The organism is Methylobacterium gregans (genome assembly GCF_022179245.1).
Taxonomy (GTDB): Bacteria; Pseudomonadota; Alphaproteobacteria; order Rhizobiales; family Beijerinckiaceae; genus Methylobacterium; species Methylobacterium gregans.
The window spans coordinates 63,734-81,729 of the sequence record NZ_BPQM01000029.1 but is presented as its reverse complement, the minus strand read 5'-3'; the positions used below and the strand labels follow the sequence as shown (position 1 = coordinate 81,729).

Here is a 17,996-nt window from a genome sequence, read left to right as displayed (position 1 = left end):
TTTTGTTAGACGCTCTTAACGCACCCGGGTCTGAACTCTGCGGGCGGGGCTTCTTTTGAAGTCCCGCCCGCCCCTTGGGGCCCCGGCCCGGAAGCCTCTCGGCGGCGACATCCGCCGAGGGGCTTCCTTTTGCCCGGGCCGTGTGCCCGGGCGGCGAGCCCGACCGGGGCCTGCTTATTTCCGTCGAGGTGGCGTCTGCCGCTCGGCGTTGCATTCTGATGCCGCAAGTCGAACCGAAGTACAATGATCCGTATTGGGCCGGCCCGGCGGCGAAACGCGAGTCCCGAGAGTCGCTTAACCTAGAATTTGTCAAGGGTTGCACGGATCCTTGAGGGGCGAACTACATCAAGGATACTTGCCTCAGTCCTTATGATTTCGACCTCAAGGATTGAATAGGCAATTCAATGAGTGCCCGGAACGGGGATCGCCGGAAGCCAGCTGGCGATAACGGCTTACCCGGCGGAAGGCCCATCGAGGTCCAGGGCCCTTCGCGACCCTGGGCTATCCTTGCGCCGGTTCGGTCCAGGCTCCGGGGCCGCTTGACGGCCTTGCCGCCTTTTTAGGCATCCGCGGCTGTCAATGGCCCGGGACTCACCCCCGGAAGCGGCACGGACTTATCCACAGAAATCGCTTCCGGGGGTCGTTCCGTCCCATTCCAGGATCCATCCCGGGCGTCGGTTGGGGTCGGGCACGCCCCTGGAACACCGCCGCGGGCGAACGGAACCACGTTGCCGGGGCACCCGGCCCAGGCCGTTCTCCGAGCCTCCTCTTCGAGGAGCGCCACCGCGATCTCGCCGGCGACGTTCTCAAGGAGGTCGTCGAGGCGCTCCGGCCCGAGCGACCGGGCGGCTTGAACGAGGGCAACGACGGTTGCCCCCAGGCGCGCATCCACGTCACGCATCGCGCGCCTCCTTGGGCAGGGCGCCGCCCGAGGCGGGAATGCAGTCGGCGACGATGCGACGGACTTCGTCGCCGGACAGCACGCGCGAGCGCACGAGGCGGGCGGCGACCGCGTCGATGGTCGCGGCGTTTTCCCGGACGAGCCGGTCGGCCCGCGCCTGCAGCGCGGACAGGTCGGCTTCGATGCGACGCCTGAAGACCTCGTCCGTCCGGGCGAGCCGCATCGCCTCGTCCTCGTCCCCGAGCCACGCGAGGCTTCCGCCGAGACCGTAGGATGCATGCGCGGCGGCGACGAGCCGCGTCGCGGCCGCGAGGTCCGAGCCGGGCTGGCCCGCCGATCCACTGTGGACGCTGCCCCAGAGGGCATCGGCCGCCCGGCCTGCCAGAAGCGTCACCACGAAGTCGTCGAGATCCCGCCTGCTGACGTTGGACCTGCGGCGAACCCGGCTGCGCGTAAGGCCGGCGTAGGGACCGTTGGGCACCGTCGAGACGGTCTCGACCTCGGAACTGCCGGTCACCAGCCCGATCACGCAGTGGCTTGCCTCATGTCGTGCCATCCCGAGGATCTCGTCGGCGTCGCGCGTGTCCGGAGGGGCGACCTGTGCCACGAGGTCGGCGCGGGTCATCGGCCGGCCCGCGGCCCGGGCCGCGCCGCGGGCCCGCTTCGCCCACCCGGCGATTTCCGCCCCCGTGGCGCCGGCGCCGATTGCGGCGACCGGCCCGAGGTCGACGTCCCGCAGGTCACCCATCAAGTGCTGGCGCAAGATGCCCGCGGTGGCGACCGTGTCGGGTCGCTCGATCCGGACGATCCGGTTGAGGCGGCCCGGACGCACCAACGCCTCGTCGAGCCGTTCCGGAAAATTGGTCGCGCCGATGATGATCAGCGACGAGGTCGCCCCCGACATCGCAGAGTCCAGGGCCGTGAGGATATGCGACGTCAAGGCGACCCAATATTCGCGATTTCTTTGATCTACTGTCGATCTGTTAGGAATTGAGTCAATTTCCTCAAGTAGTAAGACGGCATGTCCAGCGGCGGATGCCTGGCCGATGACCGTGTCTACTTGGCGAATGATCTCGTTGAGGTATCCACCCGTGGAGGCGAACCAGGACGAGACGCTCGTCGAGAAAAGAGGCAATCTCAGCGACTTCGCTACGCTTCTCGCGAAAGTGGACTTGCCCACGCCGGGGTCGCCGGAAAGCACAATGTTCCTGTCCTCGATGCTACTCCAAGGACGAAGTCCGGATCTATACTCCTGCATCGCCGCGACCAGCCCGAGTGCCCAGGCCTTCGCGCCGCCCTCGTCATAGCCGTGGCATTGCTCGATGGGCGGCACGTCGGCGACGCCGGGGTCGACGACGATCAAGGCGCGCGACGCCGCCTCGATGCGGCGGACGCAGGCCCGGCCGGACGTTCCGCGGCGGATGCAGCCCGCCAGGGTGGCGAACGACAGCCCGGACGCGATGCCGGCCGGGATCGGCCCGGGCCGGGAGCCGGTCGCGAGCCGGATGGTCGAACGGAGCGCCCGGGGGCTCGGCGTCTTCAGGTCGATCCTGATGTCCGCCAGGGCGACGAGATTGGCGGGAAGGTAACGCTCCGGGGCATGGCTTACCCCGACGACGCCGTTGCCGGCTCCGAGGGCTTCGGCGACGTCGTCACAACCGTGCTCTGGCTTCTCCTGCCGGCTGGACCCATTTCTCTTGATCACCTCGCACCAAGCGCCAAGCTTCCGCACGGCGTGGGTGACCGGCTCGACCCAGTCGGGGCCGGGCACGGAGACGACGACGGCAAGGCCATCGGGCTTGGCCATGCGCTTGAGGTCCGCGGGCCGCGCGGCATCCTGGAGCATCGCCATCGCCAGCAGGGTGCTGACGCGGGCGGTCCGGGCGACACCGAGCATCTGCTCGGTGTCCTGCGCCGGAAGGAACTCGTCCAACATGTCGGGTTCGGACGGTGCCGCAGCGGCAGGGGCGAGGCGCTTGGGCGGCTGGGGCTTGCGAAAGGGCTTCTTGGACATGGGCTGCCTCCGGCGCGAGGCGGCCGCGCGCTCAGGGGCGCGCCGGTCGGGCCTCGCGGCAAGATCGGGAAGGGGCGGTTGCGTCGGGTCCGGCGGCGGCGCGGCCGGGCGGCCTGGCTATGAGGCGTAGGGGCATCGTCTCGCTCCTCAGGCTTGTCACGGCTCGATGCTCTCGTCGAAGGGCTCGGCCCCGGTCCGCTGGGTCCAGGACATCACGCGGACGTCGCCCGGCCTTGGGCCGCCGGTGCGCTCGGCAAGGTGCTCCGCGTGGCGCTCGGCCTCGCTCAGGACCGCGGCGCCAAGGGCCACGCGAAGCGCGGACGCGACCCGGCAGAGCGACGCACGTCCCATCTCGGCGCGGCAGGTCGCCAACTGCTCGAAGATCTGGCCGACGATCCTGTCGGGGTCATGAAAGTCGGGTGACATATCGGCTGCCTCGGTCGAGGCGGCCGGGCGCGTTCGCGCGCCGGTCAGGCCCCGGTGGTTCTCGGACGGTTATCGGCGACGGGTCGGCCTGGAGCGGCACGCATTCCGCGCGCCGGCCCGAGCCGGTCATCGGCCTTTCGTTTCGGGCGGGCGGGGCGGATCATCGTCGGGGATTTCCCTGTTTCGGCCCTGGAAAGCCCGGGGCGGAAGGCATCGGCGCCGTGGCGCAGGCAAACCCTTCCAGCTCGGTTAACGCAGGTCAACCTTCGAGCCTGGGCGACGGTGCAAAAACGCGTCGACCCTGGGGATCCCGGGGACAAGGCCCAGGCATTTGCGCGCGGCGGGACCGATGTTCGGCCCCCGTGTTCGATCACATGTAGAACCGATACCGGGGATCGGGGACCTGGCCCTCGCCGACGTGCTTGAGGATCTCCCCGACTTGCCGGGCGGCACGCATCGTGATGGGCAGCCCCCCGTCGAACTGAGTGTTGTTCCAGTTCATCTTGGTCAGCGCCAAGGTCTCCTTCAGGAGCATGTCCCACTCTGTCCTGTCGCGCCGGTGGGCCTTCAGCATCAACGGGTTCGGGACGTAGAGCCCGGGGTATGTCGCGAAGAAGTCGACGCTGCCGCGGGTGTAGAGCAACGAGGTGTCCCTATCGAGCCGCATCGCCATACCGCGCAGGGGTGGATAGTCACCGTCGCGCATGAGCCGGACGGGCGACCGGCGCGGGAGCCAGATCAGGTCCGCCTGGTCGATCCCGAGGTCATCGATGGCAGCCTCGAAGCCGGCGGCCTCCTCCGGGTGGAAGGGAGAGCTCTTGTGCACGACGAGGCGGGCCGGGAACGTGCCCCATTCGCGCTTGTAGGTGCCGAGGGAGTTCTTCGTCAGCGCGTAAGCATCCTCCTCGGAAAGGTAGGGATGCCTGTCGTTCTTGTCCCGTAGGGCCCGGCCTCCCTTGAGGATCAGGCCCTCGCCACGCTCGTCGAACAGTTGGGCCGAACTCGTCCGCAACGAGGTTCGTCCGAGATCCTCGAAGAAGCTGATCCCGAGGAAGGTCGCCGAGAACTCGTCGCGCTCGCGCACCATCCGCCAAGGCGTTCCCCCGGCCTTGTAGTAGAGCGCGCAGAACAGGTTCCAGGCCCTGGTGGCCTCGTCCTGCACCCTCCGCGCGGAAAGCTTCGCCAGCTTCCGCTTGATCACGGCCCGCTCGTCGTACGTGGATGGCCAGACGATCTGGATCGGAATCCTGTAGGCGAGCGTCGCGGCCTTCAGGGCGCCCCGGAAATCCTCGTAGAGACGGGTGTCCTCGGCGTCGTTCCCGGCCTCGCCCTCGCCTTCCTCGCCCCTGGGGCCGACCTCGCCGTCCTCGGGGCCGCGAAGGTTCTTCACCCGCTCGATCAGCTCCACCGGCAACGCGCAGACGACGACCTGGGGCGGCCGGTCCGACTCGGAGAGGTCGCGGATCTCCTCCACGAACAGTTCGACCGCGAGGCGGATGGCGACGTCGTCCCGCTCCTCGCCGGTGACCTTTGCCAGGCTGGCGGCCCGGAGGATACGTTGGTGATGCCGGTCGATCTCGAACCAGCACCGGAACGGTCCGGTGACGCCGCTGCCAGGGAAGGACGGGAACAGGTTGGGCTGCCGGCTCGGCTTGGCCGGGATCTCGCTCTCGCAGCGGGCGAACCATTCCCGGAAGCCGTCGACGGTCTCGGACGAGCCGATCAGGCCGACGCGGACCGTCCGGGTTTCGTTCGTCGAGAAGTCGACCGGACCATGGTCCACGAGGCCGAAGCGCACGTCCGGGTGCCGACCGTCCCCTCCGAACTCCAGCAGCGGCTCGTGGACGTGCTGCAGCCTAAAGGTCGAGCTCACGCTGGCCTGCCTTTCGAGCCTTGCTCATGTCCGGGTCCTCGCGCTCCGACCAGAGGTCGTCCGGCACGCCGTAGGGATGGCGCAGCGGGTCGAGCGCCTCGAAGCTGAGGTAGGGGTATTCGGCGTGGAGCATGTCGCCCCGCTCGGTGAGCAGGGCGCGCCACATGCGCATGTGCCCGCGCACGTTGGAGTTCCGCTCGATCTCCTTGATCTTCTTCAGGTAGTCGGAGGCGAAGGCGCTCTCGGAGAAACCATCCCGCGTGAAGTGATAGGTGGGATCGACCGCGAGGTACCACTCGCCGTCCAGGTCGAGGAAGCGCGGGACGAACGCCGCGTGCCGCAGGTACGAGGCGCCGGTCTTCTCCCGGTTGAGCCCGTGCCGGGAGACGACGGTCCGCTTGCCGTCGCCGCGCGCGTCCTTGAACGTGTAGACGCGCTCGCCCCTCCGCTGGGGGTTGCCCTTGAAGAAGTAGTACCTGCGGTCCCGGTCGAACACGAGGCGCTCGCGTATCCGTTCACCGAGGCAAAGGCCGAGCAGGCGCACGAACAGACGCTTGCTCGCCTCTCCGTCGGCCTCGGCCCAGTCCAGCGTTTCGATCTGGTCGACGCTGCCTTGGTCGCAGGCGTGCTCGAACAGCGGGTCCTCCAGGTCGCGGAAGGTCACCAGCCGGTCGCCGTCCACGATCCAGTCGATGGGCGGCCGCTCCAGCTTACGCTTGAGCGCGTCCCGGACCTCACCGGGGCCGTCCTCGATGGAGGCGACGTTGAGGCGATACGGGAAGCTGGCCCGCAGCAGGTTGGTTTCGAGTTCCTCCTCGGAACGCATCGACGGCGTGACGACGCCCGGGCGTGCGAAGCCCGCGACGAGTGCGGCGAGCTTGCCCACGGCGTCGGGGGTGAGCTCGTCCTCCTGGCGGACGAAGACGACCTTCCTGGAGCGCTTACGGTCGGGGTCCTGGAAATAGGCCTGGACGGACTTCCAGCAGATGAGTTCTGTCGCCGGATTGACCACCACGAGGATGACCGGCGTGTTGGCGTTGAACCAGTAGTCGAGGTCGCGCTCGTTGGCCTTGAACGAGAAGGTCTCGCCGTTGTCCTCGGCGAGCCTGCTCACCGTCTTGAGCTGGGCGGCGACGTACTGGGCCCTCACCTCTCCCGTCTCCGGGTCGCGCAACTCGATGAAGCCGTCGACGCCCGCATCGAGGGTGCCGGTCGTCGGATGGAAGGAAAGCCCGGCATCGAGGATGCGGGTCGCGAAGCGATGGACCCCGGCTTCGCCGAGCAATTGGTTCCCGGTGAGCTTCTTCAAGAACCAGCCTACCGTGCGTCACGCGAACCGCTCCGAACAGGTGTACCGCATTTGTTCGCCGCGCACGAGCCGCCCCTTCACGGCATCCCGTCATTTCGGGCACATCCTGCCGCCCGCATCAGTGGGACATCAGGCAGCAGACGGACGCCTTCTCCAGCAGGTCTCGCGTGACCCCTCCGAAGAACCACTCCCGCAGGCGGCTGTAGCCGTAGGCGCCGGTCACGATCAGGTCGGCGCCGAACATACGCGTCGCGCCCCTCAGGTCATCGGCGACGGTCCAGCCGGAGGGCCCCGCCAGGTGCGCGCTGGCCCTCACGTCGTGCAGCGCGAGGTAGCGGACAACGTCCTCGATCTCGTGGCGGTCCTCCCCATCGCCGACTCGGAACACCTGGACCGCCTCGGCGCGACGCAGGATGGGCATGGCGTCCGACACGGCCCGACGGGTCTGGATGGTGTTCTTCCAGCCGATGAAGACGCGCTTGGCTTCCAGGTGCTCGATGCCGGCTGGGACAGCCAGGACAGGCCGTCCCGACCTCATCAGCGCATCGCCGACGTCGACCGCCATCCCGGGCGTCACGCCCTCGTCGTCGGCGGGGCGCCCCACGACGACGAGGTCCGCCGCACGGGATTGCCCTTCCAGGAACGGGACCGGGGCGGCGACGTCGGAGCGCCACTCGACCCGGTCGATCTGGCAGGCGGCCTCGCGGAAGGTCCGCTCCGCGCCGGCGAGCTTGCCGAGGGCGGCCTGACGGATCTCCTCGATGACCATCCCCATGGGCACGGCTGTCTCGCCGTACCCCCGCGGGTAATCGGGCATGCAGGCGGCGACACCGACGAGGCGGGCCCCGAGGCGCTCCGCGAACCCAGCGGCGAGCCGGACCCGCGCCGGGGCGTGAAGCCCGTCATCGACCGCGACCATGATGCTGGCAATGGACATCGGAGCCTCCCTCGACCCGGATCGGGCGGCCGTTACGGTGGGGGCATCCGAACAGGACGGCGTTGACCTGCCTCAAGCATCCGGTCCGGGCCCGGGTAGAGGAGAAGCGTATGCGTTACCTCCGATCCTCCTGCGACCCGGATCACGGCGTTACCGGCACGATCAAGGTCGCAGGAGCGTCACGCTTGAGGCAGATCAACGCGGCCATTGGTGAGGTCGGGCACGATCTGGTGCCTCGTCCATGGGACCGAAGCCATGTTCGTCGTCCTGGCCGCCAGCATCGTCCTCGTCATGGCCACCATCTTGCTGCTGTACGAGACCCTTCGCCTCACGTCGGAGCACCTTTCGGAACTGCCGGTGCCTCCGCGCTGGCGCATCGTCGCCGTGGTGCTGGCGGCCTTCGCAGGACACACGGCCGCTGTCTGGACCTACGCCGTCGCCTACTGGTTGCTGGTCCTCAGGCTCGGGCTCGGCGCCTTCTCAGGCGTGCCCATCGAGACCTTCGAGGACTGCCTTTTCGTCTCCGTGGTCGCCTACTCCTCATTGGGCTACGGCGACCACGCACCGGTCGGCCATGCCCGCCTGCTCACCGGTGTCGAGGCGCTCAACGGACTCCTGCTGATCGGCTGGTCCGCCTCGTTCACCTATCTCGCCACTGAGCGCTACTGGCCGCTGCACGGGAAGGCGCACGCCCATCGCGCAGCATCGGCCCGCCACCCGGCGGACGGGGAGCCCGGTCGCGAACCACTTTTCCCGCCGACGGCGGGGACATGAACGCGGGCGCCCTTGCGCTGGATCAACGCCGGCCGGCCCGACCGGTCCAAGGTCCGCATCGACCGGCAGGCGGAGGCGGGCGATGCGCATATACTTGGTCACCTTCCACAAGACCGTCCCGGACGATACCGGCCACGACCACCGCGTGCTGCAACGGCAGGCGGTGGTGACCGCCTGCTCGGACGTGGCAGCCGCCTACGCGGCCAAGGCGATGCTGTGCGAGGCCGACGGGGTCGTCGACTGGCGGCTGCGGGCGGACACCTGCGAGGTCTGCGAACTCGGCGAGCATGCGGCGTGAGGAGGCGAGGATGAGCCATGGGCTGACCGAACCCGTGCATTGGCAGGGGCGGCAATGGGCCGTCACCGGCTACGGCATCGAGGCGCTCGACGGGATGTACCACGTCCCGTTCGCAGACATTCCGGATACCGGGGCGGCGCGCCCGGATTGGCTCGACGCCCTGTTCCGGCGGTACGGCACGGACGGCGACGACCTGTCGGCGGCCCTGAGGGTCGCGCGCATGGTCCGGACCGAGGCGAACGCCACGGCCTCGAAGCCGGTGTCATGAGCGTCCCGTCCGTCGCGACCGGGGAGGCGGACGACCCCGAGGCTCCGAGCCCCACCGTCGGTCCCTCAAAGCCGCGCCTGCTCCGGGTACTCGGGCCCGGGCTGATCACCGGCGCCTCCGACGACGACCCGAGCGGCATCGCCACCTACGGGCAGGCCGGCGCCCAGTTCGGCTACGGGCTGTGCTGGACCATGCTCTACACCCTGCCGCTCATGGCGGCGGTGCAGATGGTCTCGGCGAGGATCGGACGCACCACCGGCCACGGCATTGCCGGCGTGCTGCGCGAGCATTACCCGAACGGCCTCCTTCAGGGCGTGGTCATCCTGCTGCTCGCCGCCAACGTCCTGAACCTCGGGGCCGATCTCGGCGCCATGGCGGACGCCCTCGCCCTGCTCGTGCCGGGCCCACGCTGGCTGTACGTGGCCCTCTTCGCCGGCACCTGCGCCTTCATGCAGCTCGCCCTGCAGTACACGCGCTACGTCGCCGTCCTGAAGTGGCTGACGCTGAGCCTGTTCGCCTATCTCGGCGTGGTGATCCTGGCCCGCGTCTCCTGGTGGGACCTCGGCGTGGCCATCGCCCTGCCGCGCATCGACCTCGGCGGGGGCGGCCTCACGGCGCTGGTGGCGCTCTTCGGGACGACGATCAGCCCGTACCTGTTCTTCTGGCAGGCGGCCGAGGAGGCCGAGGACCTGCACGCCTTCCCGCGCCGGCGCGATCTCCTGCACGCGCCCGAGCAAGGCGGGCACGCCCTGCACAGGATCGAGGTCGACACGCTCGTGGGCATGACGTTCTCGAACGTGGTGGCGCTCGCCATCATGGTCACCACGGCGGCCGTCCTGCACGCGAACGGCGTCACCGACATCCAGACATCCGCCCAGGCCGCGGAGGCGCTCCGCCCCCTCGCCGGACCGTTCTCGGCGACCGTCTTCGCGCTCGGCATCATCGGCACCGGGCTGCTGGCGGTCCCGGTGCTCGCGGGCTCGGCGGCCTACGCGGTCGGGGAGGCCCGGCGCTGGCCGGTGGGCTTCGGCCGGCGCCTGCTGGAGGCGCGCGCCTTCTACGGCACGGTCGCGCTCGCGACCTTGGTCGGCATGGCCGTCAGCCTCGGCGCGGTCGATCCGATCCGGGCGCTCTACTGGAGCGCGGTCGTCAACGGGGTCATCGCGGTCCCGGTCATGGCCGTGATGATGCTGGCGGCGGCGCGGGCCGACGTCATGGGTGCCTTCGCGGTGCGCGGGTGGCTCAAGATGCTCGGCTGGGTCGCCACGGCCTGCATGTCGCTCGCGGTCCTCGCCATGCTGGCGACCGCTGCGCTTCCCTTGATCTAGCGCAACGCGGTCCGGCGGACCGTCTTCATCCTCGCCCCAGCAACCGGAAGCGGGAGTCGGGCGATGCAAAAGGAACGGGACACAAGGCCGGTCGTGCTGGTCGCGGAGCCCCAGGCGCTGCCGGGCATGTGGCTGGAGGACGTCCTCACCGACGCCGGCTGCGCGGTCAGCGGCCCCTACGGCACGTGCATGGAGGCGTCCGAGACCCTGGACGAGGCTCCGCCGGACTTCGCGGTGATCAGCACCGACCTGAACCGGGGGCCCGGCTTCTCGCTCGCCTGTGCCCTGCGCCGCCAGGGCATCCCCTTCGCGCTGATCGCGGGCAACGCGAGCGTGCCGCGCGCCTTCTCGGACGTGCCGACGTTCGACCGCCTGTTCGATGCGCGGGACGTTGTCGCCGCCGTGACCGCCCGCTGCCCGGTCCGGGTAGACCGACGAGCCTGCCCGATGGCCGCACGGATCGCGGCGGGCGAGGACGTTGCGCTGGATCAATGTCCCCCAGCCTGCCGGTCCTAGCCTCCGTCGAGGCCAGCGACGGCCCAGCCCTTATCGAGGAGACGAGCGATGGGCGACAAGCAGATCCGCCAGAACATCATCGACGAGCTTGAGTTCGACCCGAGCATCGACGCCGCCCATGTCGGCGTCTCCGTGGAGAACGGCATCGCCACGCTGACCGGCCATGTCGGGAGCTACACGGAACGCGTCGCCGCCGAGAAGGCCGCCCAGAAGGTGCGCGGCGTGCGCGGGGTGGTCGAGGAGATCAAGGTGCGCTTCGGCGGCGAGACGCCGCCGCGCGACGAGGACTTGGCGCGCCGCGCCGTGCAGATGCTAGACTGGTCGGTGACCGTGCCGCGGAACGCCGTGCAGGTGAAGGTCCAGGATGGCTGGGTGACGCTGTCCGGCAAGCTGGGCTGGCAATACCAAAAGGAAGAGGCCTACCGGGCGATCCGGCGGCTCGCGGGTGTGGCGGGTATCGTGAACGCCATTGAGGTGGCGCCGAAGGCGAGCGTTCCCGACGTGCGCGCGAAGATCGTGGCGGCGCTCAAGCGCAGCGCCGAGCTTGAGGCGGACGCGATCAAGGTGACGGTCAAGGACGGCAAGGTCGTCCTGGAGGGCAAAGTGAACGCCTGCCACGAGCGCCGGATCGCCGAGAACGCCGCGTGGTCGGCCCCGGGCGTGCGCGCCGTCGAGGACCACCTCACGCTGGCCTGAGCGCGTCCCGGCCGGGCCGTAAGCTCCGTTCGACCGGTAGGCCCGGCCTGACCTCGTTACCAACCAGCCCGGAGACATCCATGTCCTACAAGAGCGTCATGGTGGCGGTCGACCTCGGCGAGCATGCGCGAGCGCGCGTCCGGCTGGCCGCGCACGTCGCCGACGATTTCCAGGCACGCCTGATCGGCGTCGCGGCGGAGATGCCGGCCTACGACGGGGCGCCTTCCGGCCCGATCCCGGGCGGCGGATACTGCATCGCTTCCGTCCAGGAGGACGTCCTGAACGACCTCCGGCTGGCGCACGAGACGTTCAAGGAGGCCGTCGGGGGGCGGAGCCGGATCGAGTGGCGCTCCGCCCTGGACTTCCCATCGGCGTTCCTCGGGAGGCAGTCGGCGGCCGGCGACTTGCTGGTCACAGGGCGTGGCGACGACGGCAGCCCGCTCATGTCCGTAGACCCTGGGGACGCCTTGATGCGGCTCGGCATGCCGGTGCTGATCGTTCCGCCGGGGGTCGACCACCTCGAAGCCCGGCGGGTCGCGGTGGCGTGGAAGAACACCCGCGAGGCGCGTCGCGCCGTGCGTGACGCGTTGCCGTTCATGAAGCGAGCTTCCGGTGTCGTGCTCGTCTCCGTCGACGACGGGAAGGAAACGGATGACGCGCGGGACGTCATTGGCCTGTTGCAGTCACACGACGTCCACGCCACGGCGGTCCATAGGCATGCCTACGGTGCCTCGACCGCCGAGGCATTGGTCGAGGCGGCTTCCGAGCAAGCCGCGGACCTTATCGTCGCGGGTGGCTACGGGCACGGCCGGCTTCGGGAATGGGCGTTCGGAGGCGTCACCAGGGGTCTGCTGGGCAACTGTCCCGTCTGTTGCCTGATGAGCCACTGACCCAGCGCTTGAACCTAGCGGCGCAGGGCCAACGGATGACATCGGGATGCAGCGACAGACCCACGCGATGCTCTTTATCGATACCATGTTTTAGGGGCGGATCATAGCCTCGGCTCATGCCGGGGCATTGGATTGACCATCACGGCAGGCGCAGAGAGTTTGAGAAAAGTTTGGTGCAAAGCGGCCTGATCGCTGCGTTTTGAGGCTACTTCGAGATTCGAGGCAGGAATGCCGCCTCTGGCGGCACACGGCCCGTTGAGCCAAAATAAAATGATATTTTCCAGTTACTTATCGCATAATGGCCGATGGCTCCAATCGCTCTGATGTAGGTTCTAATACCCCTACTCGCTGCCACCGCATTCTTCCTCAAGAACCAAACCCAACGTTACACTCCCTGGACTTACTCCCCGGGTTTGGCCCAGGGTTTGGGGACCAGCGTCCGGCAGGCCTCCGCACCATGCCGTTGCCTGCCGTCCGGCAGCGCCCGGCCATCGGTCATGGCGTCCGACAGGCCGTTGATGCAGTTCGTGCACAGGCACTGACATCTTCTTCATCGTTGATGGCGAACATGGCCCCGCTCACCGCGGGCTGGAGCCATGATCGACCAAAGGACCCTGGACGAGGTCGCCGACCTGCTCGTCGAGAACGGGGTGCGCGTCACATACGACCACCTGCGCGTCGCGTTCGCCGAGCGCAGCGCCTCGGCCGGCGGCGGCGGCGCCAGCCATTCGGACCGGGACATCCAGGATCCCTTCGCCGCCTGGAAGCGTCGTCGGCGCTACCGACCCCATCTCGCGGCCCTCGACCTCGACGAGCGCACGGAGCGGGCGCTCGGGCGCTTCCTGGCGCTGGCGCGCTCGGCAGGACCATCGGGCACCGCTTTCCCCGACGACGAACCGGCCACACGCGCGCAGGTCGACCGCATGACCGGCCGGATTGAGGACGTGCTTGCGAGCCTCGCCGCCGAGAACGCGGCCCTGCGCTCGCAGGTCGACCGGCTTATCACCGTGATGGCAGCCATATCCGCACCCGCCCCGACCGACGAACGACCGAAGGGGCGCAAGGCGGGGATCGTGGCCTCGACCTCGCTGCATTTCTGGGACCGCCTCATGCGGGCCTTCGCCGACGAGATCCGCAAGCGCGGCCCGCTCACCGCCGCGGATCTCCATGCCACCGTCACCCCGGATACGCATGACTTCGCGAGGCGGAATTTCGAGCGGATCACCCCCGGCGTCGTCACGGAGAAGCTGACGACCCGGAACACGCACAACAAGTACATCCGTCCCACGGACGACGGGCGCTACGAGTTGATCAGGCGCTCCCCGAAACGGCGGGTCGCCGCCGACCTGCGACAGGACCCTCCGGGTAAGGGGTCGAGCCGTACGCTACCGCCTACCGCAACCTAACAGCGGCGACCGCGGCTACGCCGCCGTCGCGGCGGCCGGCTTCCTTCTGTTCCTCGGGGTGAGCGGTTGCGCCTCCTGGATGGGGCTGCCGTCGAGCGGCGGCAGGCGCACCTTGGCAATGGCGGCCTTGGCGGCCTCCATCTCGGGGCCCTCGCTGTACCGGCCCAGGGTCAGCCCGGACCGCTTGTGGCCGACGATGGCCGCGATTAGGTCACCGTTCACGGCGGCCCGTTCCATCTTGGTGATGAACCAGCGGCGCCAGGAGTGAAAGTTGACGAGACTGCGCCGCTTGCCCTCGACGACGTCCGCCACCCCCAACCCACGTCGATAGGCGATGAAGCGCTTCGAGAAGTAGGAACTCCGCTCGCGCATCGAATCTTCGGCCTTCGGCCCCGGCCATTCCGGGAAGAGGTCGTCCTCGGGTGCCTTGCCCCTCACCCGTGCGTCGACGAGGTCACGCAATGCCGGGTGGATCGGGACGTCCCGCGCCGAGACCTCCTTCTTCTGCGGCTTGAACGTGAACCATCCATCGGCGCACTCGCCCACCCGCAGGTCGATGACCGCGTCGAGCCGTGCACCGGTGAGCGCCGCGACGAGCATGACGTCCATCATGCCAGGATCCGGGTCGCCCATCAGCAGGGTCTGGACCTCGACGTCCGTGAACGACCGCTCCTGCTCGCCGTGCACGGTCGCCGGCTTCTCCAGGGTAAGCCCCTCGAACGGGTTCCGGTCTACGTTCGTTCGCTTGACGAGGTAGAGCCAGTACCGATTGATCCGCCCCAGGTACTTGGCCGCGGTGGCCCAGCTCAGGCCGGTGAAGTCCTGCAACTCGTCCATGAAGTGGACGGCGACCTTCACGTCGACACGTTCGAGGTAGGGCGGGATCTCGCGGGCGGCGCACCAGTCCAGCAGGATCCTCAAGGCCCTGGTGTCGTCGCTCAGCGACCGCGCCTTGATCTTGAGCGTCTTCATGTAGGCATCGTGATGGAGCGCGATGGGCGTCGCCGCACCGCGTGCGATGTCCGAGAACGTCTCGGCCTCCTTGAGGGCCTCGGGCGCGTGGACCTCGACGTCGTAGGTATCGCCGTCCTCGTCGACGTCGGTGATCCACCGGGAGCCCCGTTGCCGGATCTCCGCGACACGCTCGCGAAGCTGGCCGGCGTATTGGTCGTGGGCTTCGCCGCCGGGCGGCCCGACCTCGGACATCACCTTGGCCCAGGCCACGGCTTCCTGGAGCTCCGACCGCTTCCGGCCGCCGATGGTCTCCCAGGCGTGTTCGATGCGCGACTTGAACAGCTTGACGATAGGAACCTTCATCACGTTCGCCTGGATCAGCGACTTGGTGCCGAGGGAGTGCTTCAGGCGGTGACCGAGCATCCGGCGCAGGGGCACGGGCACGCCCATCGTCACCCGGTAGTACCCGTCGTGCAGCTCCAGGTAGGCGTTCTTGGGGTGGGGCTTGCGAGGCACGCGGAGAACCCTGGAAGGGGCACATATGTCCCCGATTTGTCCCGGGTCATGTCCCGGAAACGCCAGCGCAGGCAAACACTTATATAATTAACAATAGGTTAGCGTTCCTATTCGGAAAATCCCTCCGTCTCCGCCACTCTCTTTTCTTGAGCTTTTACCACCACTTAGCGCGTCAGTTGGACGCGGTTTGGTAGCGCCTTAGCGGGTGAGGCTTCGTCAGGCCCGGCCGGCGAAGCGCCGCTCGTCCACCGACTCAACGAGCGGCGGGACCGGGATCGCGAACTCAGCCAACGGCCGAGCGGTTATCTGGGGATGCGCCTCGATGACCTCGCGCAACTCGTAGTCGGGCTCGCCGCCCTCCGGCGGCTCGTAGATCGCGGATTGGCCACCGAGGCTCTGAACTAGGACCGACGAGCCGTAGCGGTCCGCTGTCCAGGCGCCGAGGGCATCCGTCACCTCGACGTCGGCGTGGGACCCGCCCCGCAGAAGGCCATGCAGGGCATCCAGGGTCGGCAGGTCCGCCACCTGCAGATACTGGCCGACCCGGCTTGGGCCGTCGCGCGTGGCCGTGGCAGCCGTCCTGCTCGAACGCAGGACGGCACGGTGAAAACTCGCGAAGCGCGTCGGACGGCAGTTCGCCGAAAATTGGGCCATCCCCGCGTGCCCCTGCCAGCTAGGCGCAGAACTGCGGATCGCGGGCACCGATCCGGTCCGCGAGTGACAGAACCCGCTTCGCCTGCAGCGCCACCCGAATGTCGATCATCTGCCCCTCGACTGCAACCGCACCGCTGCCGCTCGCGACCAGACGGTCGAACGCGCGCCGTGATCGCGACCGCCTGCGCCGGCATGGCCATGGACACGAACGTCGCCCGGGTGCCGGTGGCCGTGGCGTAATCCTCAGAGCCGAAGCCGAGGGCGACGACGGGCGGCGTCGCGGCGGGGATCTCGTCGAGGGCGCGTCGCGGCCGGATGATCGATCACCGCGATGATGCTGATGCTGCGCTCAGGCAGTCCGGGCGCACGCTCCGCGACCGCAAGCGCGCCATCCATGAACTGGCAGACGGTCGCGTCGTCGACCTTGCGGATGTCGTCGACGAGGCGATCGGGATCGTTGTTCACCCGCATCACAGTGTTACGAGGACCAGCGGCGGCTGGAGAAGCTTTACCGTGAGGCGGAGCTGATCCCGCACCGTGGCAATGCTCGCCGCCTCCGCTCAGCCGGTGTCATGACGCCACCGTCGGTTTCGGGCCGACAGGCGAGTGCCCGTGAATCGCGAGCGCCGGCGGCTTCGGTCCGCGCATTCACCTGTGTGAAATCCGTGTGCCGGCTCCCCTGACTAATCTGGTGCCGCGCACCGTCCGGAACTTGTCCGGGGGACACTCATGCCGCAGCGCCTGATCCGCAAGCTCGAACACTTCGTCCGCCTATCCGGCGGCGACAAGCTGGCGCTGCAGGGCTTGGCCCAGAAGGTGCGCGCCGTCGGCGCCCACGAGGACATCATTCGCGAGGGCGACAATCCGCTTCACGTCAACCTGATCCTGGAGGGCTGGGCCTGTCGCTACAAGCAGTTGGCGGATGGCCGCCGGCAAATCATCTCCTTCTTCGTGCCCGGAGACCTGTGCGACCCGCATGTCTTCGTGCTGCGCCAGATGGATCACTCTATCGGTTCCCTCACCCCGCTGCGCTTCGCCCAGATCCCCCGCGAGGCGCTGCTCGGCGTGACGGACCGGCATCCGCGGATTACGCGCGCGCTTTGGTGGGAGACGCTGGTCACGGCGGCCGTCCAGCGGGAATGGACGGTCAATATCGGGCAGCGCTCCGCCCTGGAGCGAATGGCACACCTGCTCTGCGAGCTGTTCATCCGGCTGCGCTGCGTCGGCCTGAGCGAGGGAAACAGCTGCCCGTTGCCCGTCACACAAACCGAGTTGGCCGACGCGACGGGCCTGACGAGCGTGCATGTGAACCGCACCCTGCAGGAAATGCGCTCCGCCGGATTGATCGTCCTGAGGAGCAAGACGCTCACCATCCCGGATCCGGCGGCCTTGCAGAAGGTGGCGCTCTTCGATGCGGACTACCTGCACTTGGAGCACGAGGGCGCCCACCTCGATGCCAACGAACCTGAGGAGCTTCCGAACGGTTCTACCCCTGGAACGTCCGGAGCAGCCTGGACTCACGGTGGCGGCGGAAGCGGGACGCAACACGGATGATGAGCGAGCGGCGCTGCTGGCCGAGTTGCAGCACCGAGTGCGCAACATGCTCTGGCTGACGCGCATGATCACGAGGCGCTCCGCCGAGAGCAGCGAGAGCCTGGAGGATTACGTCGCGCATCTCGACGGGCGGCTGGGCGCAATGGCGCGGGTGCAGAACACGGTGATCCGCGATCCCCGCGCCGGCCTCGACCTGTGGTCGCTGATCACCGACGAGCTGGCCAGCGTCCAGGCCGACGATCCTGTGCGGGCCCGGCTGGTCGGTCCGACCGTGCTGTTGCATGCGCGGGCGGCCGAACCCCTGGCCCTGGCCTTGCACGAACTGACCACAAACGCGCTGAAGTACGGCGCGCTGTCCACGCCGACCGGCCGCATCGCGGTGACGTGGCGGTGCGCGGCGCGACAGGGTGCCCCGATCCTGATGATCGACTGGACGGAGACGGGCGTGCGCCTCGATCCGAGCGAGGACCGCCGCAGGGGCTTCGGCTGGATCGTTCTAGAGGAGATGCTGACCTACCAGCTCGAGGCCGAGGCGCAGCTCAACCTATCGCCCGATGGCATGACCTGCCGCCTCGTGCTGCCGCTCACGGACCGGATCGTGCGGTCGATGGAAGATCAGGATTGAGCCGACGCTCGCTAGCGGTCGGCAGGCGATTGCCCAATTCCGATGACGATACGGTTT

Annotated in this window: 18 protein-coding genes; 10 read left to right on the top strand and 8 right to left on the bottom strand. The window is 68.4% G+C overall.

Annotated elements, in window-relative coordinates; genetic code table 11:
• Window positions 1–893: 893 nt before the first annotated feature.
• From MFF54_RS07505 to MFF54_RS07485, 5 genes are all read right to left on the bottom strand, one after another.
• Window positions 894–2,915: an AAA family ATPase gene (locus tag MFF54_RS07505; RefSeq protein ID WP_238301991.1), complete on the bottom strand. Its 2,022-nt coding sequence runs from the start codon at window positions 2,913–2,915 to the stop codon at window positions 894–896.
• Window positions 2,916–3,071: 156 nt separating this feature from the next.
• Window positions 3,072–3,341, bottom strand: a complete 270-nt coding sequence (locus MFF54_RS07500; RefSeq protein WP_238301990.1) for a hypothetical protein — start codon at window positions 3,339–3,341, stop codon at window positions 3,072–3,074.
• Between the two features lie 370 nt (window positions 3,342–3,711).
• On the bottom strand, window positions 3,712–5,214 hold the full coding sequence (locus MFF54_RS07495; RefSeq protein ID WP_238301989.1) for an argonaute/piwi family protein: 1,503 nt from the start codon (window positions 5,212–5,214) through the stop codon (window positions 3,712–3,714).
• The gene (locus tag MFF54_RS07490) at window positions 5,198–6,523 is read right to left on the bottom strand and encodes a DUF4365 domain-containing protein (RefSeq protein ID WP_238301988.1); all 1,326 of its coding nucleotides are present in this window, start codon (window positions 6,521–6,523) and stop codon (window positions 5,198–5,200) included. Before MFF54_RS07490 ends, MFF54_RS07495 begins: the two co-directional genes overlap by 17 nt.
• A 118-nt stretch (window positions 6,524–6,641) precedes the next feature.
• Window positions 6,642–7,460 (bottom strand): putative universal stress family protein, encoded by an 819-nt coding sequence (locus tag MFF54_RS07485; protein WP_238301987.1) that lies wholly within the window; start codon window positions 7,458–7,460, stop codon window positions 6,642–6,644.
• 255 nt (window positions 7,461–7,715) lie between these two features.
• Here MFF54_RS07485 and MFF54_RS07480 point away from each other — a divergent pair, with 255 nt between their 5' ends.
• The 8 genes from MFF54_RS07480 (at window position 7,716) to MFF54_RS07445 (ending at window position 13,636) form a co-directional block, all read left to right on the top strand.
• A complete protein-coding gene (locus tag MFF54_RS07480; protein ID WP_238301986.1) occupies window positions 7,716–8,234 on the top strand; it encodes an ion channel in 519 nt (172 codons plus the stop codon).
• A gap of 82 nt (window positions 8,235–8,316) precedes the next feature.
• Window positions 8,317–8,532 (top strand): hypothetical protein, encoded by a 216-nt coding sequence (locus MFF54_RS07475; RefSeq protein ID WP_234082861.1) that lies wholly within the window; start codon window positions 8,317–8,319, stop codon window positions 8,530–8,532.
• Window positions 8,533–8,542: 10 nt separating this feature from the next.
• Window positions 8,543–8,800 (top strand): hypothetical protein, encoded by a 258-nt coding sequence (locus MFF54_RS07470; RefSeq protein ID WP_238301985.1) that lies wholly within the window; start codon window positions 8,543–8,545, stop codon window positions 8,798–8,800.
• Entirely contained in the window at window positions 8,797–10,128 is a 1,332-nt protein-coding gene (locus tag MFF54_RS07465; protein WP_238301984.1) for an NRAMP family divalent metal transporter, read from the top strand. The genes MFF54_RS07470 and MFF54_RS07465 overlap by 4 nt, the downstream gene beginning before the upstream one ends.
• A 63-nt stretch (window positions 10,129–10,191) precedes the next feature.
• Complete coding sequence (locus tag MFF54_RS07460; RefSeq protein WP_238301983.1) at window positions 10,192–10,644, top strand: response regulator; 453 nt, start codon at window positions 10,192–10,194, stop codon at window positions 10,642–10,644.
• Between the two features lie 48 nt (window positions 10,645–10,692).
• The gene (locus tag MFF54_RS07455; protein ID WP_238301982.1) at window positions 10,693–11,340 is read left to right on the top strand and encodes a BON domain-containing protein; all 648 of its coding nucleotides are present in this window, start codon (window positions 10,693–10,695) and stop codon (window positions 11,338–11,340) included.
• A gap of 80 nt (window positions 11,341–11,420) precedes the next feature.
• Complete coding sequence (locus MFF54_RS07450) at window positions 11,421–12,230, top strand: universal stress protein (protein ID WP_238301981.1); 810 nt, start codon at window positions 11,421–11,423, stop codon at window positions 12,228–12,230.
• 596 nt (window positions 12,231–12,826) lie between these two features.
• The gene (locus MFF54_RS07445) at window positions 12,827–13,636 is read left to right on the top strand and encodes a hypothetical protein (protein WP_238301980.1); all 810 of its coding nucleotides are present in this window, start codon (window positions 12,827–12,829) and stop codon (window positions 13,634–13,636) included.
• A gap of 15 nt (window positions 13,637–13,651) precedes the next feature.
• On the opposite strand, the gene MFF54_RS07440 is transcribed toward MFF54_RS07445, so the two are convergent.
• The 3 genes from MFF54_RS07440 to MFF54_RS07430 all read right to left on the bottom strand — a co-directional run bounded on the left by MFF54_RS07440 (window position 13,652) and on the right by MFF54_RS07430 (window position 16,231).
• Window positions 13,652–15,106, bottom strand: a complete 1,455-nt coding sequence (locus MFF54_RS07440) for a site-specific integrase (RefSeq protein WP_238301979.1) — start codon at window positions 15,104–15,106, stop codon at window positions 13,652–13,654.
• A 216-nt stretch (window positions 15,107–15,322) separates the two neighbouring features.
• Window positions 15,323–15,760 carry a hypothetical protein gene (locus MFF54_RS07435; RefSeq protein WP_238301978.1) on the bottom strand — a complete coding sequence of 146 codons (438 nt, stop codon included), beginning with the start codon at window positions 15,758–15,760 and terminating at the stop codon, window positions 15,323–15,325.
• Between the two features lie 243 nt (window positions 15,761–16,003).
• Complete coding sequence (locus MFF54_RS07430; protein ID WP_238301977.1) at window positions 16,004–16,231, bottom strand: hypothetical protein; 228 nt, start codon at window positions 16,229–16,231, stop codon at window positions 16,004–16,006.
• A gap of 258 nt (window positions 16,232–16,489) precedes the next feature.
• Here MFF54_RS07430 and MFF54_RS07425 point away from each other — a divergent pair, with 258 nt between their 5' ends.
• Together MFF54_RS07425 and MFF54_RS07420 are read left to right on the top strand one after the other, a co-directional pair.
• Window positions 16,490–17,314, top strand: a complete 825-nt coding sequence (locus MFF54_RS07425) for a Crp/Fnr family transcriptional regulator (protein WP_238301976.1) — start codon at window positions 16,490–16,492, stop codon at window positions 17,312–17,314.
• Window positions 17,283–17,939 carry a sensor histidine kinase gene (locus tag MFF54_RS07420; protein WP_238301975.1) on the top strand — a complete coding sequence of 219 codons (657 nt, stop codon included), beginning with the start codon at window positions 17,283–17,285 and terminating at the stop codon, window positions 17,937–17,939. Before MFF54_RS07425 ends, MFF54_RS07420 begins: the two co-directional genes overlap by 32 nt.
• The last annotated feature ends 57 nt before the right edge of the window (window positions 17,940–17,996 follow it).